Consider the following 21,836-nt stretch of genomic DNA (forward strand, 5'->3'; position numbering starts at 1 on the left):
AAACTCATGCAGCAGCTTAATCCCGCAGAAATCAGCGATCTGATCAAACAGAAAATCAAAGAATTTGAAGCCGGAGTTGAGACGCGCACCGAAGGAACGATCGTCAGCCTTACCGACGGCATCGTGCGCATTCATGGATTGGAAGACGTCATGTACGGGGAAATGCTGGAGTTTCCCGGAAACACTTTCGGCATGGCGCTCAACTTAGAACGCGATTCGGTCGGCGCGGTGGTTATGGGATCCTACCAACACCTAGCGGAAGGCGATTGGGTCAGGTGCACCGGCAAAATTTTTCAGGTCCCGGTGGGCGAGGCGCTGCTTGGGCGGGTGGTCGATGCTCTAGGGCGACCGATCGACGGCAAAGGGGCGATCGAAACCGAACATTTCTCGCCGATCGAAAAAATTGCTCCTGGCGTGATTGCCCGCCAGTCGGTGGGCCAACCGCTGCAGACCGGGATTAAAGCGATCGACGCGATGATTCCCATCGGCCGCGGTCAGCGCGAGCTGATCATCGGCGACCGTCAGACCGGCAAGACCGCGATCGCGATCGATACCATCCTCAATCAGAAAGGCACTGGGGTCAAATGCATTTACGTCGCGATCGGCCAGAAGCAGTCCACCGTGGCCAATATCGTGCGCAAGCTGGAAGAACACGGCGCGATGGAATATACCACGGTGGTGGCGGCCACCGCGGCCGAATCGGCGGCGCTGCAATTTATTGCTCCTTACGCTGGCTGCGCCATGGGCGAGTACTACCGCGACAGGGGGGAAGACGCGCTGATCGTCTACGACGACCTGACCAAGCAGGCCTGGGCTTACCGTCAGGTGTCTTTGCTGCTGCGCCGCCCTCCGGGGCGGGAAGCCTACCCTGGAGACATTTTCTACCTCCACTCGCGCCTTCTGGAGCGCGCTGCGCGTCTCAACGCGGCCGAGATAGAACGGTTGACTGGGGGCAAGGTCAAGGGCAAGACCGGCTCGCTCACTGCGTTGCCGATCATCGAGACCCAGGCCGGGGACGTATCGGCGTTCGTACCGACCAACGTGATCTCGATTACCGACGGCCAGATTTACCTGGAGACCGGTCTGTTCAACGCCGGCATCCGCCCGGCGGTGAACCCGGGGATTTCGGTCTCGCGCGTGGGGGGAGCCGCCCAGACCAAGATCATCAAAAAGCTGGGCGGGGGGATCCGCCTTGACTTGGCGCAGTACCGCGAACTGGCGGCGTTTGCCCAGTTTGCTTCGGAGCTGGATGAGGCGACGCGCAAGCAGATCGAGCGGGGCCAGCGGGTGACTGAAATCTTAAAGCAACCTCAATATAAACCCATGTCGGTGGCGGAGCAGGCGGTCTCTTTGTTTGCCGTCGGCCAGGGTTATTTGGACGACGTGCCGGTGAACAAAGTGCGGGATTTCGAGGACGCCTTGCAGGATTACATGAAGACCGAGCACGCAGAACTCTTAGAGGAGATTAACCGCACCTGCGATTACAACGACGAGATCGCCTCAAAACTCCATATGGCGATCCAAAGCTTTAAACGAACTCGGGCTTGGTAAGTTCTTATGGCGGTAAGCAAAGAAATCCGGGCCAAGATCCAAAGTATCCGCAATACCCAAAAGATCACCAAGGCCATGGAAATGGTCGCCGCCAGCAAGATGCGCAAAACCCAGGAGCGCATGCAAGCGACTCGTCCCTACGCGCGGCGGATGTATCGCATCATTCAACATTTGGCCCACGCCCATCCCGAGTATCGGCACCCTTTTCTGCTCCCCCGAGAAGGCAAACGCGTAGGAATCGTGTTGATTTCGACCGACCGGGGATTGTGCGGCGGACTCAACGCCAATCTGTTCCGCGGGCTGTTGCGCCAGATGAAAACCTGGGAGGAAGAGGGCGCGACGTTGGAGCTGAGCGTCATCGGCCAGAAAGGCGCGTCCTTCTTTGCCAGCATCGGCGCCAAGATCGTCGCTCAGGTCACCCATCTCAAGGATGAGCCACACTTGCAAGACGTCATCGGCCCGGTCAAGGTCATGCTGGACAAGTACAATCAAGGGGGGTTGGATCGGTTGTATCTGGCTTTTAACGAATTTGTCAACACCATGACCCAAAGGCCGGTGATCCAGAAGCTGCTTCCGGTTGAGGTGGAGGCGGTTGAGGACAAGTTAAAGCACTATTGGGACTACATTTACGAGCCAGACGCCAAGGAAGTCTTAGACGAGCTCATGCTGCGCTATATCGAATCGATCGTGTTCCAGGGCGTAGTAGAAAACAAAGCCTGCGAGCAGGCGGCCCGGATGGTGGCGATGAAAAGCGCCTCCGACAATGCCGGCAAGTTCATCGATGAATTGCAGCTTTTGTACAACAAGGCCAGACAGGCTGCGATCACGCAAGAAATCTCGGAAATCGTGACCGGTGCGGCAGCAGTCCAGTGATGGGTTTAAGAACTATCGGAGAAGGGCAAATGAATTCGGGTAAGATTGTGCAAATCATCGGCGCGGTCGTCGACGTGGAATTTCCGCGTCAAGCCTTGCCCAAGGTGTATGACGCCTTGAAGGTGGACGGAGTGGGGTTGACCTTGGAGGTCCAGCAACAGTTGGGCGATGGCGTGGTGCGGACGGTAGCCATGGGTTCTACCGACGGCCTGCGCCGCGGTCTCCCGGTGACCAACACCGGCGCGCCTATCTCCGTGCCGGTGGGCAAGGAAACCTTGGGTAGGATCATGAACGTGCTGGGAGAGCCCATCGACGAGAAAGGGCCGATCGGCGAGAAAGAGCGTTGGCCGATTCACCGCAAAGCGCCGAGCTACGAAGAACAGGTCCCGGCTACCGAGCTGTTGGAAACCGGAATCAAGGTGATCGATCTGATCTGTCCCTTCGCGAAAGGAGGGAAAGTTGGCTTGTTTGGAGGCGCTGGGGTGGGCAAGACGGTGAACATGATGGAGCTCATCCGCAACATCGCCATCGAGCACGCAGGGTACTCGGTGTTCGCCGGGGTAGGGGAGAGGACCCGCGAGGGCAACGACTTCTACCACGAAATGCAAGAGTCTAAGGTGCTGGACAAGGTGGCTTTGGTCTACGGGCAGATGAACGAGCCGCCTGGCAACCGCCTGCGGGTGGCGCTGACCGGGCTCACGATCGCCGAGCGCTTCCGCGATGAAGGGCGCGACGTGCTTTTGTTCATCGACAACATCTACCGCTACACCTTGGCCGGGGTGGAGGTCTCGGCATTGCTCGGCCGAATGCCTTCGGCGGTGGGCTATCAGCCGACCTTGGCGGAGGAGATGGGAATGCTGCAGGAGCGCATCACCTCCACCCGCACCGGCTCGATCACCTCGATCCAAGCGGTGTACGTTCCCGCCGACGACCTGACCGACCCGTCGCCGGCGACCACCTTTGCGCACCTGGACGCGACCGTGGTGCTGTCGCGCCAGATCGCCGAGCTCGGCATTTATCCGGCGGTGGATCCTTTGGACTCCACCAGTAGGCAGCTGGATCCTCTGATCATCGGCCACGAGCATTACGAGGTGGCGCGGCGCGTGCAGGCGACTTTGCAGCGCTACAAAGAGCTGCGCGACATCATCGCGATTTTGGGCATGGACGAGCTTTCCGAAGAGGACAAGCTGACCGTGTCGCGGGCGCGCAAGATTCAAAGATTCTTGTCGCAGCCGTTCTTCGTCGCCGAGGTGTTCACCGGCACGCCGGGCAAATACGTCCCCCTGAAGGAAACGATCCGCGGTTTTAAGGGCATCGTCGACGGCGAGTACGACGACGTCCCAGAGCAGGCCTTCTACATGGTGGGGACCATCGACGAGGCGCTGGAGAAAGCCCAAAAACTTGCAGCCTAAGGTTAGGATAGGCCATGGCGATGACCATTCACGTCGATATCGTAAGCGCGGAGGAAGAAATCTATTCTGGGCAGGCAGAGATGGTGATCGCCCAGGCCGAGCTGGGCGAAGTGGGCATCGCCCCCCGCCACGCTCCGTTTCTTGCCCGTCTGCGTCCCGGCGCGGTGCGGGTCAAATTGAGCGCGAGCGAAGAATTGCCGTTCTACGTCTCAGGCGGCTTGATCGAAGTCCAACCGCATTTGGTCACGATCCTGGCCGACACCGCGCTCCGCGCCCGCGACATCGACGAGGCGGCCGCCCTTGAGGCCAAACGGCGGGCCGAGGAGGCGCTTAAAGATCGCTCGGGCAAGATCGACTACGCCCGCGCCCAGGCGGAATTGGCCGAAGCCGTTCGACAGCTCCAGGTTCTGGAACACTATAAGAAGCACAAAGGCCAATTCGAAAAATAAGTTGACTCCGTAGTCGACTCCGGGGATAGGCTGACCCTAAATTCCTTCGAAGGAGGATTTATGTGGCAGCTTAACTCCCCGAGCAAGCTTCTTCAGATAGGCGCCGTCGGCACGGCGGTGACGGCGCTTTGTTGTTTTACCCCGATCTTAACGCTCCTGTTGGGAGCGGTCGGCCTGGCCTGGCTTTCCGGCTATCTCGATTACGTTCTGTTTCCTGCGCTGGCCGCATTTGTCGGGCTGACCGCCTATGCACTGTGGCGCCAGGAAACGGCCAAGGCTTGCTGCCCGGGCGAGGGAGGTGAGCCATGATCGTGCTAAAGATCGAAGGCATGACCTGTCCGACGTGCGCAGAGCACGTCCAAGAGGCGCTGGAGAAGCTGCCTAAGGTAAGCTCGGTAAGCGTTTCTTACCCGCAAGGGACCGCGCAGATCGAAGCCGGCCCGGAAGTCTCGGTAGATGCGCTCATCGCCGCAGTCGCTAAGCTCGGCTACCGGGCCACCCGGATCGATGTGCCTGCCCGGCCGACCCGCCTGCTCGCCCAGGTGCTAGGTAAAAAAAGCCCGAGCGACTTGCACGTCGCCGTGATCGGCAGTGGGGGGGCGGCGATGGCCGCGGCGCTCAAGGCAGTCGAGCGCGGTGCGCGCGTGACGTTGATCGAGAGCGGCACGATCGGCGGGACCTGCGTCAATGTGGGCTGCGTGCCGTCCAAAATCTTGATCCGCGCCGCCCAGATCGCCCATCTGCGCCGGTATAGCCCGTTCGACGCCGGGATCTCGCCTTGCCAGCCGAGGATAAACCGCGACCAACTTTTGGTCCAACAGCAGGGCCGCGTGGAGGAACTGCGCCACGCCAAGTACGAGCGCATCCTGGCGAACACCCCAGGCATTACCGTGCTGCGCGGCGAGGCACGCTTTTTAGATCCTAAGACACTGAAGGTGCGCCTTATCGAGGGCGGCGAGCTTAAGGTACGCTTTGACCGCTGCCTGATCGCCACCGGCGCCAGCCCGGCCGTACCGCCGATTTTGGGGCTTTCCCAAACCCCCTATTGGACCTCGACCGAGGCGCTTGCAAGCGCTGCGGTTCCCGAACGCTTGGCGGTGATCGGTTCGTCGGCGGTGGCGGTGGAGCTCGCCCAGGCGTTTGCCCGCTTGGGGAGCCGGGTGACGATCCTGGCGCGCAGCACCTTGCTTTCCCGCGAGGACCCGGCGATCGGCGAGGCGCTCACGGCGGCGTTCCGCGCCGAAGGGATCGAGGTGCTCGAGCACACCCAGGCGAGCCGGGTTGCGTACGAGCGCGGCGAGTTCGTCCTGACCCTCTCAAACGGTGAGTTGTGCGCCGATCGCCTGCTCGTCGCCACCGGGCGCGCGCCCAATACGGGCGATCTGGATCTTGAAGCGGCAGGCGTTGAAGTCAACGCCCAAGGAGCCATCGTCGTCGATGCCGCCATGCGCACCAGCGCCGAAGGTATTTACGCCGCCGGCGACTGCACTGACCTGCCGCAATTTGTCTACGTGGCGGCAGCGGCGGCCGCGCGCGCCGCGATCAACATGACCGGAGGCGAGGCCGAACTCGATCTGACCGGGCTGCCTAAAGTGATATTCACCGACCCCCAGGTCGCCACGGCTGGGCTGTCCGAAGCCGAGGCCCACTTACAGGGGATCGAGACCGTCAGCCGCATCCTCACGCTTGAGAACGTGCCGCGCGCGCAGGTCAACTTCTACACCCGCGGCTTCATCAAGCTGGTGGCCGAAGCCGGCAGCGGGCGGCTGCTCGGTGTGCAGGCGGTGGCCCCGGAGGCGGGCGAACTGATCCAGACCGCAAGCCTGGCCATCCGCCTTAGGCTGAGCGTGCACGAACTCGCCGACCAGCTGTTCCCCTACCTGACCATGGTCGAGGGCTTGAAGCTGGCCGCCCAGACCTTCACCAAGGACGTCAGGCTTTTGTCCTGCTGTGCGGCGTGATCCACAGCCTTGCGCTTTTTGAATTTCTGCTCTAACTTTAGGCAGAAATTCCAAGAAGGAGGTGGGTCATGCCGCTTGACGCTCGTTTTCCTGCCATGTTGGCGTCCTTGCTTTTGACCGCGTGCGCCTCCTCGCCGCCGTCTAGCCCAGTGCCAAGTCCGCCGGTGGTAAGCCTGAGCCAGGAGAGCGCGCCTGCGTTGACGGCGCCGAAACCTGCGCGCTCTTTAAAACGACCCAAGTCCTCCTTGGTCGCCGGGATCTTCCCTAAGCCGGCCGAACTGGAGCCGCAGGTCGCCTTTTGGCGCAAGGTGTATGCCAAATGGGGCCAGGACCAGGTCGTCATCCACGACAACCGCTATTTGAACCTCATTTATCAGGTGGTGCGCCTGCCGGAACCGGTGAGCGACGGCTATTACACCCCCGAACAGAAAGCCTTCCTCGACCGCCGGCTGGAACAATGGCGCGAGCGCCTTAAGGTCTTAGAAAGCAAGCTGGTCCGAAATGAGGCCCTGTCTCCCTGGGAAGAGAAGCTCGCCGACTATATCGCCCGCCGCGCCGGGGAAAAGGCTTTGTTTGGGGCGGCCGACAGGGTGCGTTCGCAGCGTGGCCTGCGCGAGCGCTTCCGCAAGGGCTTGGAGATCAGCCAGCAGTACGAGCCGCTGTTTCGCAACATCTTCCGCCAGTACGGCCTGCCGGAGGAGTTGGCCTATCTTCCGCACGTCGAGTCCTCGTTTCAGCTGAATGCGCGCTCCTACGCGGGCGCGGTCGGCCTGTGGCAGTTTACTCCAGGAGCGGCCAAAACCTTCATCGGCGACGACAGCCTAGAAGCCCGCCTCAACCCGGTGCTTTCCGCCCACGGCGCGGCCCGTTACTTGAAAACGGCCTACGAGCGCTTGGGCAGCTGGCCGCTGGCGATCACTTCATACAACCACGGCATCGGCGGCATGAAGCGCGCCAAGGAACAGCACGGCGACGATTTCGTCAAGATCGTGCGCGAATACGACCATCCTCTGTTCGGCTTTGCCTCGCGCAACTACTATGCGGAATTCTTGGCCGCGTGCGAGGTGGCAAGCCAGGCCGAAAGGTTTTTCCCGGATCTGGACTTGCGGTACGCCAAGCGAAATGCGCTTCCGCTCCAGCTTGCAGCGTTGACCCCGCCCCAGCCTCCGCTTTCTTCCCCGCGGCCTGAAAGATCTAAAACAAAAGCGCCACCCCGAAGGGAGAGCGCGATTAAAGCAGTGAATAAGGTGAAAACCAAATTGCCTTCAAGGCGCGCTGCTTTTGTTTCGGTAAAGGAATCTTCTCCACGCCAACGTAGGCGCTAGGCTTTAGAACGATACGATCATCTCGGCAAACCCGTAGTTCGCCTGCCTGCCAGCGAGCTGCGCGTCGATCGCTTCCTGGCCGAAGGCATGGGCGTAGAGCAGGTTGAAGGCGAGGAACGAAAAAGGCTTGAAACTAAGCATGAGGTGGGTCAGATACGCCAGTTCTCTAGAGCCGCCGCTTGGGAAACCGGAAAAGCCGAAGACTCGGTTGGAGGTGGCTCCGGCGCCGGCATAGACCAAGTCTTTGGATTCTTTGAGCTTGAGCCAGTGAAAATCGGCGCGCAATGTCACCAAAGAATGCGGCTTGAGCACCAGCTGGGCGAATACGTCCTGGTTGTTCATCATGTTGTAGAACGGAAACTGGGCGTATAGCCAGGCGGTGGGCAATATCTGGAAGAAGGTTTTGTGGCTGCCGTCGGTGGGACTGGAGTCGCCGGAGCCGACGTTGATCCCGGCCCGCAGCCACGGTGCTCCCCAAAGGTTGGGCAGCTGATACCCGGTCTCGACCCCATACGCGAAGGCGCGGTGGTCTAAATTTTGCCAATCGCCGAATTGGCCGTAAAAATACGCTACCCCATCCAAAACCCCGGGCCCCAAATCCCAAAGCCGCGCGGCCGAGACGCCTAAAGTGTGGATACGGATCGGTTGATTTTTTGTCTTCTGGCGCACCGTAAATAGCCTATTGTCGGCAGTCACCAAGCCCCGGTTGTCTTCGTAATAAGTCCAAAACACTCGGCCTAAGGCCGGGCCAAAGCGCTTGGAGTCGCGCAGGTTTAAAGTCAAGCCGGAAACGTGGACGGCAGCAATGGTGTTTTGTCCGGCGATCTCAAATCCCCCGGCGGTAGGCATGAACGCAAACCCGGCGATCTCGAAGTCTTCGGTGAGCACTCCTAAGCTTCCGCCGTCGAAGCTTCGCCCGGCGTGGGTGTATTCGAACGGGCCGATTAAGCGTTGGGCCAAGCGATAGTCTTGAATCCACTTCAGAACCGGATGGGTTGCAGCGCCTTGGGCAGAATCTGAATACAGCTGGCGACCGCCCTGGAGGTAAAACGCGCCGAATTTCAACCGCGCCCAGCCTTGGCGTAAAAAAGCGCGGTTTTGAGTGGTCTCAGGGGTGTTTTGAAAATAGTTGGCGCCTACCCCAACTCCGGTTCTGGGCAAGCCGGTCAGGAAGGTGTCTTGAAACTGGACAAAACTTTCCAAATTCGGATGCAGGACTCTTAAGCCCAACTGGAATTTATTAGCCGTGAAGTTGTAAGTACTCTCGCGCGTCTTCGAGTCGAACCAATCGACGAATTCGCCCCGAATCCGGTCGCTTACTTCCAGGCGCCATTGAGTCGCGTAAGGGCCTTGGGTTTGAAGTCTTATGAGATCTTTCGCTTCAATTATGGGAGGGAACAGCAAGGTTGCTGTTAGGAGCAAGAGAATATGTATCATTGTTTCTCAGTCGCAATTAATGTAACCCGTGCAATCGATCCAATCGTTGGCTTTTCAGGGGGGCTTTTGCGGGGGACACTGGATTCTTTAGGTCGCCTCGCAACGGGCGTTTTGGATGTGCTCTCCAGCCCCATACCGACCGAGAGTTTGATCGATCCGAAATACGTCTGGCAAGATTTCGACCGGCAGACAAGCTATCGCCTCTGGTAGATAGGGCGATCTTTCGACCAAGACCCAACTTGGGGCAATTTTAGGCCGCAAGTTGGGTCTTTATCTTAGATTTTTCCTTTCAGGTCCTGCGCCTTAAAAGGTCCGGCTTGGGCGATCAGGGCGCGGGCAGCCTCGACCTTCTCCCAGACGTTCCATAACAGCACGCCGCGCACGCGCTGGTTTTCCAAGTAATAGACCACGCCCTTGCGGTACGGCTCTTGCCAGTCCGCCACCGTCTCAAAGCGCGCGTCGGTTTTGCCGACCGCTTCGTAGCCGAGCTCGAAGAGGTCAGAATAAAAGTACGGCAAGTGATGGTAAGGTCTTTTCTCCCCGGCCATGTTGCGCCCGGCGGTTTCCCCCATGGTGCGCGCGTTGTCTTCGTGCTCGACGCGAATCTTGGCGTCGAGGTGGGGATTGTAGAACCTGGCCACATCGCCTGCGGCGTAGACGTCGGGATGGCCGGCGTTCAAATACTCGTCCACCACGATGCCGTCTTCCACCGGAAGCCCGGCCTGCTTGGCCAGCTCGGTATTGGGACGGATGCCGATCCCGGCGACGATGGCTTCGGCCTCGAGGCGCTCTTCGCCGCCGTTGCTGCTGCGCACGGTCAACACCCAACGCTCCCCGGCCCGGGTCAACCCCGTCACCTGCCGGCCGGCCAGGACCTCTACCCCTTTTTGAGTGTAATACTCGTTTAAGAACTGGCTCAAATCCTTGGGGAACAGGCGCGCGCTGATGCTTTCCTCGGGGAAGACCATAGTCACCTGTTTGCCGTTCATGGCGAGCGCAGCGGCGATCTCCGAACCGATAAATCCGCCGCCGATTACGGCAAAGCGCTGGTGTTTTTCAGCCAGGGCGCGAAGTTTCAAATAATCGGCAAAATCGCGCAAATAAACGATCTCGCCCTCGCCGAAAGGCAGGCGAACAGGTGTGCCGCCGGTGGCCAAAAGCAGCTTGTCGAAGCGGTAAACGACTCCTAGATCGTCGGTGACCGATTTTTCAGACAAGTTCAAAGTCCGGACCAAGCGCCCAAGGTGCAACGCGACCTTGCATTCTTCGGTCCGATACCAAAGTTTCTCGAAGGGTTTGCCCAGCCACAGCCCTTTGGAAAGCGGCGGGCGCTTGTAGGGCGGATACAGTTCGGAGCTGATCAGGCCGATGGAGCCTTCAGGATCGACGGCGCGGATGCCGCGCACGGCCGCATCCGCAGTCATGCCGCCGCCGACGATAAGATAATGATAGTGGATCATTTTCCCCTCCTTTCGCGGTGCAGTTTGTCTGTCTGGCCGCCCTCTGGCGGATCAGATTGATCAGGCTGCCCAAAAGGACCGCCTCCACCAAGCCTAAATAGCGAGGGGAAGCGTGCTCGCGGCTGAACCCCCATAGCCTAGTACCTTGTTTACCGAACTATATTAATTTCGACCTAGGGATCGCTTGGCGGTTCAACCTCGGCTTTGCTTAGGGCAGTAGAAAGGAGTATTTTTAACTCTGATCGTCCTAAAACGCGAGGAGGTCGCTATGAAGCTGCAAGGAAAAGTCGCCATCATCACCGGCGTCAGCCGCGACGGCCAGATCGGCCAGGTTGTAGCTCAGGAGTTTGCCCGCGAGGGCGCCAAGTTGGTCTTAGCGGCGCGCTCTGCCGCCAACCTCGAAGCGCGCGCCAAAGAGGTGCAGGCGCTTGCAGGCGAGGTGCTGACGGTAGCCGCTGACCTGACCCAGGAGGTCCAGGTCGAAAACTTGGTCCAGCAGGCTAAAGGGCGCTTTGGCCGGATCGATATTTTGATCAACTTAGCCGGGGGCTTGAGTCGGGTGAAACCTGCCGCCGAGCACACTCTGGAGGATTGGCACACTGAACTGAACAACAATCTTCTGACCGCGTTTTTGTGCTCTAGGGCGGTGTTCAAGACCATGCAGGACCAAGGCGGTGGAGTGATCGTCAACTTCGCCCGCGCCGGTCTCGCCCACGCGCGGATGGTCGCCTACAACTGCGCCAAGGCGGGCATTGAGGCGCTCACCCGCACCTTGGCCATCGAGGGGCGAAAGCACAACATTCGCGTCAACGCCGTCGCCCCGGGGTTAGTCGATACCAAGGACAACCTCGATTCGATGAAGCCCAGCGCCGAAGACTTAGCGCGCTGGGTCAAGCGCGAGGAAATCGCCAAGGTGGTGGTGTTTTTGGCTTCCGACGAGGCCAGCGGGATTCTCGGTCAGGTCGTCGAGGTGCCGGGGAGGCTGTTTTAACCGCCTGTAGGGCAGGGGGACTGCGCTGACTTAAGGTGGCCAGGGACGGAATCGAACCGCCGACACGGGGATTTTCAGTCCCCTGCTCTACCGACTGAGCTACCTGGCCGGAAGCGCTACATTAAACCCATCCCGCTAGCTTGTGTCAAGAATCTTCGGCGGCTTTAGGCGGCACGTAGCCTTCAGGCAGGGCGGTGGAGCCGCCGAACAGGAATTTTTCCCGTTCTCTGGCCAAAAACTCCTTGGCTTCCGGTTCAAACACGGTCAGGCGGTACTCGTTGATGAGCATGGTCTGGACTTTCAGCCACTCCTCCCAGGCCTGTTTGGAGATGTTCTCGTAGATCCTTTGCCCTTCCGGGCCGGGAAAGGGCGGCTTGTCCAGGCCCTCGGCTTCGATTCCAAGTCTTTTACACTGGATCTTGCGTGGCATAAAATCGCCTTTGCGTTGGGACAAACTTTGTATATTTCAGAGAATGGGGGCATTCGTCAAGTGGTTTGGGCTGATGGGGTGGCTGTTGGCTGCCGGCGTGGCGGCGGAGCAGTCTCCGCGACTGGCCGTCGCCGCCGCCGCTGACCTCAAGTACGCCTTGAGCGAGTTGGTGGCCGCGTTTGAAACGCAGCATCCCTCCGCCAAAGTGGAGGTCATCTACGGCTCTTCGGGCAAACTCTACGAACAGATCGCAAGCGGTGCGCCGTTTGATTTGTTTTTCGCGGCGGATGCGCGCTTTCCCAAGCTGCTCGAGGAACAAGGGCTGTCTTTGCCAGTGCGCCTTTATGCCCGCGGCAGAATCGTGCTGTGGAGTGCGGTGCTCGACGCCAGCCGGTTGGACTTGGAACGCCTTGCCCAGCCCGACATCGGCCACATCGCCCTCGCCAATCCCCGCCACGCACCGTATGGGCAGCGCGCCGTGCAGGCTCTTGAGCGAGCCGGCGTGTGGCCTAAGGTGAAGGCCAAGCTGGTGTTTGGCGAGAACGTCGCCCAGGCGGCCCAGTTCGCCGAAACCGGCTCGGCGGAGGTGGGGATTATCGCCTTGTCGCTGGCCTTGAGCCCAAATTTGCAGGCGAAGGGGCGCTATTGGCTCGTGCCCGAGGAGCTGCACGAGCCTTTGGAGCAGGGGTATGTGATCCTCAAACGCGCCCAAAGGTCCCCTCTTGCAAGGCGCTTTGCCGAGTTTGTGGGGTCGGACGCTGCCCGGGCGATCCTGCGCCGTTACGGGTTTGAATTGCCGTGAACTTTGACTGGCAGCCTTTGGTGCTGAGCTTTAAGCTGGCAGGGGTCACCAGCGCTGTGCTCCAGCTCTTGGGGACGCCCATCGCTTACTGGCTCGCCTCCTCGCGCGGGCGCTTAAAGCCGGTGTTGGAGGCGGCATTGGCCATGCCTTTGGTGCTGCCTCCTACGGTGTTGGGCTTTTACCTGCTGGTCGCCTTCAGCCCGCAAGGCGCTTTAGGCGCGTTTTTGGACAAGGTTTTTGGGCTTAGGCTAGTGTTCAGTTTCGAGGGGCTGGTGGTGGCATCGGTCATCGCGACTTTGCCGTTTCAGGTTCAGCCGGTGCAAGCGGGGTTTGAGAGCTTGCCGAAAAGCCTTAGGGAGGTTGCCTACACGCTTGGACTGTCGCGCTGGCAAACCTTCTGGCGCGTGTTGTTGCCGAACGTCAAACCGGCGCTATTGGCCGGGGCGGTGCTGAGCTTTGCCCATACGGTTGGGGAATTCGGGGTCGTTTTGATGATCGGCGGGAGTCTACCGGGGGTGACGCGGGTAGCATCCATCGCCATCTACGACGAGGTGGCGGCGCTCAACTACGCTGCCGCTCACGTTTATGCTTTGACGCTGGTCGCTTTCTGCTTCGCCGTCTTGCTGTTGGCCTACGCCCTTAAATTGCGGCAATGGCGGGATTGTCCCTGAGCATTCGGCAGGATCGACCTATCCCCTTGGATGCCAAGCTTACTTGCCGCCCGGGTGAAGTGCTGGCCCTGGTGGGGCCTTCCGGCAGCGGCAAGACCACTCTCTTGCGCGCGATCGCCGGCCTGTACCGGCCCGCCTGCGGGGTGATCGCCTTAGATGGCGCGATCTGGCTGGACACCGGGCGCGGCATCGACCTTCCGCCCCAGGCGCGCCGGGTGGGGATGGTGTTTCAGGATTACGCGTTGTTTCCCCATCTTACCGCTTTGGAAAACGTTATGCTGCCGCTGCGCCATCTTCCCCGCGCCGAGCGCCTGGCGCGCGCGAAGGCGTTGCTGGAACTGGTGCATCTTGCCGGCCTTGAGGAACAGCGGCCGGCGGCCCTCTCCGGCGGGCAAAAGCAGCGCGTCGCCCTGGCCCGGGCGCTGGCCCGCGATCCTTGGGTGTTGCTGCTCGATGAGCCGTTTTCCGCCCTCGATCAGGTGACCCGGCGCCGCCTCCGGCTGGAGATGGCCGAGCTCAAGCGCCGCCTGGAGCTTCCCATCCTGCTGGTGACGCACGACCTGGAAGAGGCGGAGATGCTTGCCGATCGCATGGCGGTGATCCATCGCGGCCGCATCCTGCAACAAGGCCCGCCCGCAGAGGTCATGCGGCGGCCGGTCAGCGCCGAGGTGGGTAGATTGGTGGACATCCGCAATCTGTTCGAGGGGACCCTCACCGCGCTCGATGCGAGGACGCAGACGGCCTGGCTGCATTGGGCCGGGGGGCGGCTTGAGATCGACTGCCCAGAAGGCTTCAGCGTAGGAGAACGGGTCGATTGGTGCATTCCACCCGCAGGCGTCGTCCTCCACTCGCGCCTTCGCCCTTCGCGCGGGGTAAGCGAGAACCCGGTGAGCGGGCAGATCGTCGAACTGGTTCAAAACAGCGGCCGCGTCCACGTGATCTTGGCGCCGGATGCCGCCCCGGATCTGCGCCTGTATCTGGACCTGCCGCCGCACGTGGCCGAACGCAACCGGTTGCGCCTAGGAGAGCCGATCGGCGTGTCGCTCCTTAAAAAATACCTGCACCTGATGCCCAAGCCTGGATAACCCTGCCATCCGCGTTTTAGGTCAGAGAAAGGGACTAAAAGCCGTGTTCTTGGCCGCTTTTGTGCTAAAGTTGAGTAAAGTTTTAAGGCTGTAAATTCAGTCGTTCGCCATGCCTCTCACCTCCGCCCAAATCGAAACGATCCGCACCGCGGTCAAAGCGGAAATTTTGGATTGGTTCGGCTACGTCAATCCGACGTTGATTTATCGGCTGGAAAAACGGACATGACCCAGAACCAACCGGCGGTCTGGTTCCCTGCCGTACGCGCCGGAAGCGGCGCCGACGTGTTCACCGAGCGCCTCTGCGCCGGACTCAACGAACGCGGCTTCCGCGCCGAAATCACCTGGCTGCCGCTGCGCGCCGAATACGCGCCCTGGAGCGTGCCAGTGCCCAAGCCGCCAAGATGGGCGAACATCGTCCACGTCAACTCTTGGCTGCATCCGCATTTCGTACCGCGCCATTTACCGGTGGTGAGCACGCTCCATTCGTGTGTGCACGATCCGGCGCTCACCCCCTACAAAAAACCTGCGCAGCGGTTCTACCACGCCGCTTGGATCAAGCGAGTCGAGGCCGCCAACCTGCGCCGCGCAACGCGGATTGTCGCCGTGAGCCGCTACACCGCCCGCGCAGCCGAAGCGGCGTTTGGCTTGCAAGGCATCGAGACCATCTACAACGGCGTGAACACCGCCTGCTTTCACCCTACCGAGCGCGCAACCCCCCACCGCCCGTTTCGGCTGCTTTACGTGGGGAATTGGAATGCGCGGAAGGGCGTTGACCTCTTGGCTCCCATCATGCAGGCGCTTGGCAAAGACTTTGAGCTTGCATACACCGCCGACCGCAACGGCGCGCACGAACGCTACCCACTGCCGCCGAACTGCCGCAATCTCGGGCGGCTCTCCGGTTCGGCGCTGGTCGCTGCTTACCAGCAGGCCGACGCGCTGCTGTTTCCCAGCCGTTTGGAGGGGCTACCGCTTACGGTGCTGGAAGCGATGGCCTGCGGTCTGCCGGTGATCGCTGCCGATACGGCTTCGCTGCCGGAGGTGGTCGAAGACGGCGTGACCGGCCTGCTGTGCCCAGTGGATGGTATCGAGGCATTTGTCCAGGCGGCGCGCGCGCTGGCAACCGATATTACCCGGTGGCGGATGATGCGGCGAGCAGCGAGGCAGCGCGTCACTGCGTGGTTCGACGCGAGCAAGCAGATTGACCGCTGGATCGAGTCTTATCAGAAAATCACCGCCATCGAGAAATAACGCCATGCCACCTGTCATCGGCCTCACCCTCAACTACCGTGATCCCGAACTTACCCGTAGGTGTGTCGAGAGCTTATTGAGTGAGGAAATCGAGCAGGTGCTCATCTGGGACAATTCGTCAGACGATGGAATCTCCGCATCCACACTGCGCAAGATGTTGGAAGATCAACCGAGGATCACGATCCACGAAAGTCCCGTCAACCTGGGCTTCGCCGCCGGGGTCAACCGCGGCCTGGCGCAAATTCAAGAACGATATCCCAGCGCCTGGGTGCTGCTCATCAACAACGACGCCGTGCTGCTCCCTGGCAGTCTGAAACGTCTGACTGAAGCGCTTGTTTCCCATCCCGACGCCGTGCTCGCCTATCCGACCATCGACCACGGCGGCCGCGCCTTTGGCACGGTTTATTACCACCGCATCTTGGCGTTGATCACTACCCAGGCCCTGCCGGGTAGTTTTCCCTACGCCAGCGGTTGCTGCCAACTCATCGCGCCGGAACGCTACCCAGGCGAGCTTTATGACGAGGACTTCTTTATGTACGGCGAGGATGTCGAGCTGGGGTGGCGTTTAGGATCATCACGAATGATCTATGTTCCATCTGCCAAGGTCCGGCACGAAGGCAGCGCCACCAGCCGGATGGGAACATCTTTTTATGAGACCCGGTTGGTGGAAAGTCATCTCCGCCTGATCGGCAAATTGGCAAGCAACCGCCTAGATCGCGGCCTATTGTTTTTAGGGCGCTTGCTGACTTTGCCGGTCCGCACGTTGGTGCGGACGTTGCGCTACCGCAGTCTGGTGCCGCTCAAGGCGTTGGTCGCAGGTTGCCGCCTGGCGAATATCGCTTCTTTATCGCCCTGAGCTTGCCACCTGCGCAAGCAACGCCTCCCACTTGGGAATGATCCGCTCCGGTGAATAGTATTTCGCCCGTTCTAAGCCGCGTTCGGCGTAAGTCCTGCGCAGCTCCGGCGAAGTCAAAAGCTTTTCCAGCGCCGCCTGAAAAGCTACCTCGTCGCCATCGGGCGTGAGCAGGCTCGCCCAACCTTCCTGCAAAATCTCCCCTGGTCCGCTCGGACAATCCATCGCCACCGCCGGCACGCCACAGCTCAGCGCTTCCAACAGAACCAATCCAAAACCTTCGTAACGCGAGCACATCGCAAACACTGTCGCGTGGGCAAGCCAGTCTTGCACGTTCGTCACGTGACCGAGCAAGAAAGCCGTTGCGGCCACTCCGAGACGCTGAATTTCCGCTTCTAGCTTCGAGCGCTCCGGTCCTTCGCCCAGGATCACCAGGTGATGGTCCAGCCCTTTGGCCCGCAAAGCGGCGTGAGCACGGATCAGGCGGTCGAAGGCTTTTTGGCCGACTAGGCGACCAATGCCCAAAACCACGGGCTTGGCGAACAGCTCCGCGTCGGGAGGACAGGGCCTCGGGCTGGGCGAGGGATCGAGGAAATTTTCGATCACCATCCAATTAGCACCTTGAGGTTGTTTGCCTAGTAGCCGGCGCAAAGAACTCAAAGCGCCGCGCGAAGGAAACACTGTCCATCGAACCCGCCGACGCACGGTATAGGTCAGCCAGCGGTCTACCGGTCCAAGCCCTTTGATATGCTCATGAAACGCGATATGGGTCCAGGCGATAAACGGCTTTCCCGCCACTCTCGCCGCCAGCCAGCCGTAATTGGTAGCGGCATCCTCCACACCGCCGATGACGACGTCAGCTTGTCTTGCCAGGGGGACCAGCCGCAAAGCGACTAGAGGTTTTCCTACCCCTTGGGCATCCAGACGCATCAATTCTAGACCGGCGGCATCGAGCGGTTCGAACCAAGGCCGTTTAAACAAGGTGACCAAGCGCACCGGCCAGCCCCGGTTTTGCAGCTGCCGCGCCAGGCGCACGTTCATCGGCTGCGCCCCGCCGGGGCCGAGATCGGAAAGGATGAACAGCAGGCGGGGTTTCATTTGCGGGCCACAGCGATGAGATTGGGATCGAACTGAGTTGGCGCGAGAAAGTCCACCAGCAAATACAGCGCCTGATGCGCTAGGCGATTGAGATGCCACCTCCCGCGATTGAGCAGTCGAAAAACCGCCCGATGAGGTCTGCGCCAGGACCAAAACAGCCGAGGCGCTTGGGATTCGAATTCGATCCTATCGGGATCGAAACCGGCTGCCTCCAAGACCTGAAGCAACGAGAACTCGGTAAAGTGGGTGATATGGGTAAAGTCGATAGCCATATGAAAAGATGCTGTCAAACAACCCATATTTGGTACCCGCACGCTGAGCCGACCACCCGGCGCGAGCAAACGGTAAAACCCGCGCAGCACCTCGATGGTGTTCTCGCGCGGCAGATGTTCGAGCACGTCGTGGAAAAACACGACGTCAAAGGACTCCGCCGGCGCTTGCGGCAACCACTCCCGGATGTCGGCCTGAATCAATTGCGCCTGCGGCAGTCTCTGCCTGGCCACGCTGAGAAGCTGTTCGGAAAGTTCCACGCCGGTCAGGTTGGTAAATCCCACCCGCCGCAAGGCTTCCAAATGATGGCCCTGGGCGCAGCCGGCATCCAGAATCCGTGCCTCTTTTGGAATCTCGTCGATCCAGCGCGGCAAACGATCGCGTTTGAGCCGTTCCAAATCATCCGGCAATCGCTGCCTTCCTCCCCGTCCTTCTCCCATAGCAGCATAATGGCGGGCATAGTTTTGAAACAATTCATGGGACGGATCGCGACGACTATTCATTTTTTCTCACTCCAAATCATCAAGCCCAAAAGTAAAACTGCCATTGCCCCCTCGGCCACAAAGGTCGCTAAAGCCGCTCCCTGCCAACCCCATAGCGGAATCCACCAGACGTTCAATCCGGCGTTCAACAGCGCCCCCCCAAGAAGCGCCGCCATACACCGCATCTGCGCATCGCTGGTCGCCAAAGCATAATGAAGCAGCAACTTAGGCAGACTCGCCAGCGGCAACCACGCCAACCACCGCACCACCGTCATTGCATCCTCGTAGTCACGCCCCAACAGCCAGGGCAGATACGGCGCCAGCAGGGTGAGGCCGACAGCGACCGTAAGGCAGTAACCGAGCGCCGGCAGCGCCAGGGACGTGACGCCCTTGAGCGCCCCGGCAGTCCCCCCGGCGCCAGCGCGGAACAGGCGGGGCGCAGCCGCGCTCAGCAGCGAATACAGCGGCAGAAACGCCAGATCCACGAACCGGTAGCCGGCCGAGTACATCCCCGCCGTCTCCAGGGTCGAAAGGTTGGCGAGCAAAAACTTGTCGGCGTCCACGTAGAGCTTGTGGGCGCTGCCCAGAAAGGCGAACGGCACGCCGGCGCGCAGGTGTTCGCGCAAGGACCGCCACCCCGCCCATACCGGCCCGCCCAGGTCGCGGCGCGCCACCGCGATCACGTACCACGCCGCCAGCCCGGAAGCCGCCGCATAAAGCCCAGCCCACCCCAGCAGCAGATCGTCTGTACCCCCAAACCGGAACGCCGCAGCCACCAGCAACCCGGCTCCCGCCAACCGGGTCAGAACCGGTGCCAGCTGAATCCGCGCCGAGCGCCCCATGCGTTCAAAGCCCTGATAAGCGCAGGCCACCAGGTTGACGAGCGGGAGGAAGACCAGCTCCCCCAATCCCACCCCGGCCAGCAGCGGCCAGGGGAGTTCGGGAAGCAGCCAATGGGCGCTGAGAACATAAAACCCGCCGATGGGGGGAAGGCTCAGCCCCAGGATTGCCAGACTCGCCGCAAAACTCTGGGCGAAGCGGGCCGGATCGCGGGCCACGTCGCGGATCAGGATCGCCTGCCCCCCAAGGCCAACGAAACAGCCCCAAGCGCCGGCAAGCGCCAGCGCCGCCGAGAATGCCCCGTACCCCTCGCTTCCCAGCAGCCGGGCGATGATGAGGAACACCCCGGCCTGGGCGACAGCGCGAAGCCCCAAGCCCACGCTCAACACCACGGTGTCACGCGCCAGCTTGCCGGGCCGGTAGTTTTTCAGAGCAGCGACGGCCACCTGAGGCTATTCTCCGATGCTTGTTTCCAACCGGGTCAGAAAGGCCTCTCCGCTATCCTCCTCGATGATCCACTCGCCGATCTCGGCCAGCCGCTCCAAGTCATCGATCCGTTCCAACAACGCCTGGGCTTTTACCGCATAGCCCTCACCATAGCGCCGTCTGATCAGGCGCAGCAGCAAGCGCCGCTCGGCGGCTATGCCTTGCTGTATGCCCTTCTGCATCCCTTGCTCCATCCCTTGCTCCCTGCCTTTCTGCAAGGCCTGTTGATACCATTGCTCCACACGTGTCGCTAGCATGTCCAAATCTCCTATGTCGTCGTTTTGTTCACCAAAACCGGGAAAGCGTTTGTCAAACAAAACCAGCATCAGCTCGGTCAGCTCCCGTTGCAACGCGGCGCTCTCCCGGTAATGGGCCTTGAGCGTCCGCGCCAGTTTGCGCATCAACACCCGCGCCTGTTCGAAATCGCCTTTCTGCTCGATGGCGAACAGGAGCGCGGTCAGATAATCCCGGTCCAGCGCCTCCGGCGGTAGCCGGGTCTCGTCGATCAGGTAAAAACGCAGCTGCGGCTGATAGGCCAGCACCGCCTCCGGGATCCCGTCCACCCGCATCCCCGCCACCGAGTCCGCCGCCCGCCAGGGCACATCGCCATTGTAGAGCACCACCGGCAACACCGGCGGCAGCTTTCCCTCCACCAGCCGGTTCTGTTCCACCAGCGATTGGAGAAACGCGGCCACGTACTGCAGCATCCGCACCGGCATGGCCGTATCCACATTGGACTGGAATTCCAGCAGCACGTACAGATACAGCCGCCCGCATCCACCCTTGAGCGCCACCGACCAGATCAGGTCCGACTCCCGCCGCGACAGCGCCGGGGTGACGAAGGATCCTTCCTCCCGCACCAGACTCTCCCGCTCGCACAACGCCGCCAGCCCGGAAGGCAGAAACCCTTCGATCAGTTCCCCCATCACCTCGGGGTGGGCGAAAAGGCGTTTGTAGAGTTCGTCGTAGCCCGCCGGCACCTTCATGGCTGCAGCGCCTCGAACACCGCCTGCCCGAACCGGGGCCAGGTGAAACGGGCCGCAAATTCCCGGATGCCCTCGGCAGCCGGCGGCCGCTTCAGCACCTCGATGACCGCCCGGGCGAACCCCGCCCCATCCCCCGGCGGCACCAGGCGCCCGGAGATTCCCTCCGCCACAGCATCCACCACCCCGCCGGTGGCATAAGCCACCGTAGGCAAACCGTGCGCCGCGGCCTCGACCGCGACCATGCCAAAGCCTTCCGGGTCGTCCGGAAGATGGCGGACCGGGAAGACGTGCACATCGGCGGCAAAAAACGCCGCCTTTAGTACAGCCTCTGGCACGAAGCCAAGGATGCGCACGTTCTCCGCCACCCCCGCCGCTTTGGCCGCCTCCAAGATCATGGCCGGGGTTTCCGTACGGGCGGCAAGCGCCTCTTTGGGGACATCGCCGACGATGACCAAACCAACCTCGGGTATCTCCCGCGCGATGGCCTGCAGCACCTCCCGCACGAAGCGGCCCACCCCCTTGCGGGCGGTGAGCCGTCCCACCGACAAGAGCAGCGGCCGCTCCCCCAGGTCGTGTTCGGCGCGAAAGCGTTGGCGCAGCGCGCGCCGCTCTGTTTCATCCCATGCGGGGAGGGCGACGCCCGGGTAGACGATCGTCAGGCGCGGTTCGGCAACTCCGATCGCAAGGGCCAAATTTGCGGTGGCGTGGCTGTTGGCGATCACCCGGTCCAAGCGGCGGATGGCAGGCAGCCACAGCGCCCGGTAGACAAGATGGCGTACGGTCAGATCCAGGCCGTGGACGTAGGCGGCCGCCAGCGCGCCACCGCTTCGAGCGGCGGCCAGCGTCATGGGCGCGGTCAGGCCGCTGCCGGCCAGGACGACATCGGGACGGAAGCGCCTGGCCTCCCGCATCCCCACCCGCAAGGCAGCGCTCAGGAACCGCCACAAGGGCTTGCCGGGCACCTCGGCGACTTCCACCCCCGCAGGCGCATGTGCCGCAGCGCCGCTCGGGGCAACGACCCGCACCGGACCGCGCCGGGCCAGCTCCGCTGCCAGATGCCAATTGAGCCGCTCCATGCCGCCCCAAAGGGGAGGAAAGTTGCGGGTCAGCAGCAGGGTTCGCATGG

The 21,836-nt window shown here is 61.2% G+C and carries 21 protein-coding genes and 1 tRNA gene; 13 read left to right on the forward strand and 9 right to left on the reverse strand.

The genetic code is table 11. The features are described 5' to 3' along the window. Positions 1-6 precede the first annotated feature (6 nt). The 7 genes from atpA (at position 7) to ACYQ3M_RS10145 (ending at position 7,571) form a co-directional block, all read left to right on the forward strand. Positions 7-1,551: a F0F1 ATP synthase subunit alpha gene (atpA, locus tag ACYQ3M_RS10115; protein WP_460035960.1), complete on the forward strand. Its 1,545-nt coding sequence runs from the start codon at positions 7-9 to the stop codon at positions 1,549-1,551. 6 nt (positions 1,552-1,557) lie between these two features. Continuing rightward, on the forward strand, positions 1,558-2,424 hold the full coding sequence (gene atpG, locus ACYQ3M_RS10120; RefSeq protein ID WP_460035961.1) for a F0F1 ATP synthase subunit gamma: 867 nt from the start codon (positions 1,558-1,560) through the stop codon (positions 2,422-2,424). A gap of 29 nt (positions 2,425-2,453) precedes the next feature. After that, entirely contained in the window at positions 2,454-3,836 is a 1,383-nt protein-coding gene (gene atpD, locus ACYQ3M_RS10125; protein ID WP_460035962.1) for a F0F1 ATP synthase subunit beta, read from the forward strand. A 14-nt stretch (positions 3,837-3,850) separates the two neighbouring features. After that, positions 3,851-4,285 carry a F0F1 ATP synthase subunit epsilon gene (locus ACYQ3M_RS10130; protein ID WP_460035963.1) on the forward strand — a complete coding sequence of 145 codons (435 nt, stop codon included), beginning with the start codon at positions 3,851-3,853 and terminating at the stop codon, positions 4,283-4,285. Positions 4,286-4,345: 60 nt separating this feature from the next. Beyond that, positions 4,346-4,594 (forward strand): mercury resistance system transport protein MerF, encoded by a 249-nt coding sequence (gene merF, locus ACYQ3M_RS10135; protein ID WP_460035964.1) that lies wholly within the window; start codon positions 4,346-4,348, stop codon positions 4,592-4,594. Continuing rightward, positions 4,591-6,246 (forward strand): mercury(II) reductase, encoded by a 1,656-nt coding sequence (gene merA, locus ACYQ3M_RS10140; protein WP_460035965.1) that lies wholly within the window; start codon positions 4,591-4,593, stop codon positions 6,244-6,246. Before merF ends, merA begins: the two co-directional genes overlap by 4 nt. A 68-nt stretch (positions 6,247-6,314) precedes the next feature. After that, positions 6,315-7,571, forward strand: coding sequence for a lytic transglycosylase domain-containing protein (locus ACYQ3M_RS10145; RefSeq protein ID WP_460035966.1), 1,257 nt, complete (start codon positions 6,315-6,317; stop codon positions 7,569-7,571). A 3-nt stretch (positions 7,572-7,574) separates the two neighbouring features. Here the strand turns inward: ACYQ3M_RS10145 and ACYQ3M_RS10150 are convergent, their stop codons facing one another. Both ACYQ3M_RS10150 and ACYQ3M_RS10155 read right to left on the reverse strand, forming a co-directional pair. Then, positions 7,575-8,993, reverse strand: coding sequence for an alginate export family protein (locus tag ACYQ3M_RS10150; RefSeq protein ID WP_460035967.1), 1,419 nt, complete (start codon positions 8,991-8,993; stop codon positions 7,575-7,577). 290 nt (positions 8,994-9,283) lie between these two features. Beyond that, complete coding sequence (locus ACYQ3M_RS10155; RefSeq protein WP_460035968.1) at positions 9,284-10,468, reverse strand: NAD(P)/FAD-dependent oxidoreductase; 1,185 nt, start codon at positions 10,466-10,468, stop codon at positions 9,284-9,286. A 268-nt stretch (positions 10,469-10,736) separates the two neighbouring features. Between ACYQ3M_RS10155 and ACYQ3M_RS10160 the strand changes: the two genes are divergently transcribed. After that, the gene (locus ACYQ3M_RS10160) at positions 10,737-11,459 is read left to right on the forward strand and encodes an SDR family NAD(P)-dependent oxidoreductase (RefSeq protein ID WP_460035969.1); all 723 of its coding nucleotides are present in this window, start codon (positions 10,737-10,739) and stop codon (positions 11,457-11,459) included. A gap of 36 nt (positions 11,460-11,495) precedes the next feature. Here the strand turns inward: ACYQ3M_RS10160 and ACYQ3M_RS10165 are convergent. Both ACYQ3M_RS10165 and ACYQ3M_RS10170 read right to left on the reverse strand, forming a co-directional pair. Further along, positions 11,496-11,568: transfer RNA gene (locus ACYQ3M_RS10165), tRNA-Phe, on the reverse strand. A gap of 36 nt (positions 11,569-11,604) precedes the next feature. Beyond that, on the reverse strand, positions 11,605-11,889 hold the full coding sequence (locus ACYQ3M_RS10170; RefSeq protein ID WP_460035970.1) for an oxidative damage protection protein: 285 nt from the start codon (positions 11,887-11,889) through the stop codon (positions 11,605-11,607). Between the two features lie 43 nt (positions 11,890-11,932). On the opposite strand from ACYQ3M_RS10170, the gene modA reads away from it, so the two are divergent. The 5 genes from modA (at position 11,933) to ACYQ3M_RS10195 (ending at position 16,551) form a co-directional block, all read left to right on the forward strand. Then, positions 11,933-12,691, forward strand: a complete 759-nt coding sequence (gene modA, locus ACYQ3M_RS10175; RefSeq protein ID WP_460035971.1) for a molybdate ABC transporter substrate-binding protein — start codon at positions 11,933-11,935, stop codon at positions 12,689-12,691. Then, positions 12,688-13,362, forward strand: coding sequence for a molybdate ABC transporter permease subunit (gene modB, locus ACYQ3M_RS10180; protein ID WP_460035972.1), 675 nt, complete (start codon positions 12,688-12,690; stop codon positions 13,360-13,362). Before modA ends, modB begins: the two co-directional genes overlap by 4 nt. Beyond that, on the forward strand, positions 13,344-14,447 hold the full coding sequence (locus tag ACYQ3M_RS10185) for an ABC transporter ATP-binding protein (protein ID WP_460035973.1): 1,104 nt from the start codon (positions 13,344-13,346) through the stop codon (positions 14,445-14,447). The genes modB and ACYQ3M_RS10185 overlap by 19 nt, the downstream gene beginning before the upstream one ends. Before the next feature lie 222 nt (positions 14,448-14,669). Continuing rightward, complete coding sequence (locus tag ACYQ3M_RS10190) at positions 14,670-15,695, forward strand: glycosyltransferase family 4 protein (protein WP_460035974.1); 1,026 nt, start codon at positions 14,670-14,672, stop codon at positions 15,693-15,695. 4 nt (positions 15,696-15,699) lie between these two features. Then, entirely contained in the window at positions 15,700-16,551 is an 852-nt protein-coding gene (locus ACYQ3M_RS10195) for a glycosyltransferase family 2 protein (RefSeq protein WP_460035975.1), read from the forward strand. Here ACYQ3M_RS10195 and ACYQ3M_RS10200 read toward each other — a convergent pair. From ACYQ3M_RS10200 to ACYQ3M_RS10220, 5 genes are read right to left on the reverse strand one after another with little or no spacing between them, the layout of a single operon-like run. Then, entirely contained in the window at positions 16,540-17,646 is a 1,107-nt protein-coding gene (locus ACYQ3M_RS10200) for a glycosyltransferase (protein ID WP_460035976.1), read from the reverse strand. The two genes, ACYQ3M_RS10195 and ACYQ3M_RS10200, sit on opposite strands and share 12 nt — an antisense overlap. After that, positions 17,643-18,419, reverse strand: coding sequence for a class I SAM-dependent methyltransferase (locus ACYQ3M_RS10205; protein WP_460035977.1), 777 nt, complete (start codon positions 18,417-18,419; stop codon positions 17,643-17,645). The genes ACYQ3M_RS10200 and ACYQ3M_RS10205 overlap by 4 nt, the downstream gene beginning before the upstream one ends. Continuing rightward, complete coding sequence (locus tag ACYQ3M_RS10210) at positions 18,416-19,684, reverse strand: oligosaccharide flippase family protein (protein WP_460035978.1); 1,269 nt, start codon at positions 19,682-19,684, stop codon at positions 18,416-18,418. Before ACYQ3M_RS10210 ends, ACYQ3M_RS10205 begins: the two co-directional genes overlap by 4 nt. Positions 19,685-19,690: 6 nt before the next feature. Continuing rightward, positions 19,691-20,710 (reverse strand): Rpn family recombination-promoting nuclease/putative transposase, encoded by a 1,020-nt coding sequence (locus ACYQ3M_RS10215; RefSeq protein WP_460035979.1) that lies wholly within the window; start codon positions 20,708-20,710, stop codon positions 19,691-19,693. Next, a complete protein-coding gene (locus ACYQ3M_RS10220; RefSeq protein WP_460035980.1) occupies positions 20,707-21,834 on the reverse strand; it encodes a glycosyltransferase family 4 protein in 1,128 nt (375 codons plus the stop codon). Before ACYQ3M_RS10220 ends, ACYQ3M_RS10215 begins: the two co-directional genes overlap by 4 nt. Between the last annotated feature and the right edge of the window lie 2 nt (positions 21,835-21,836).

It is taken from the genome of Methylothermus subterraneus, from assembly GCF_054656915.1.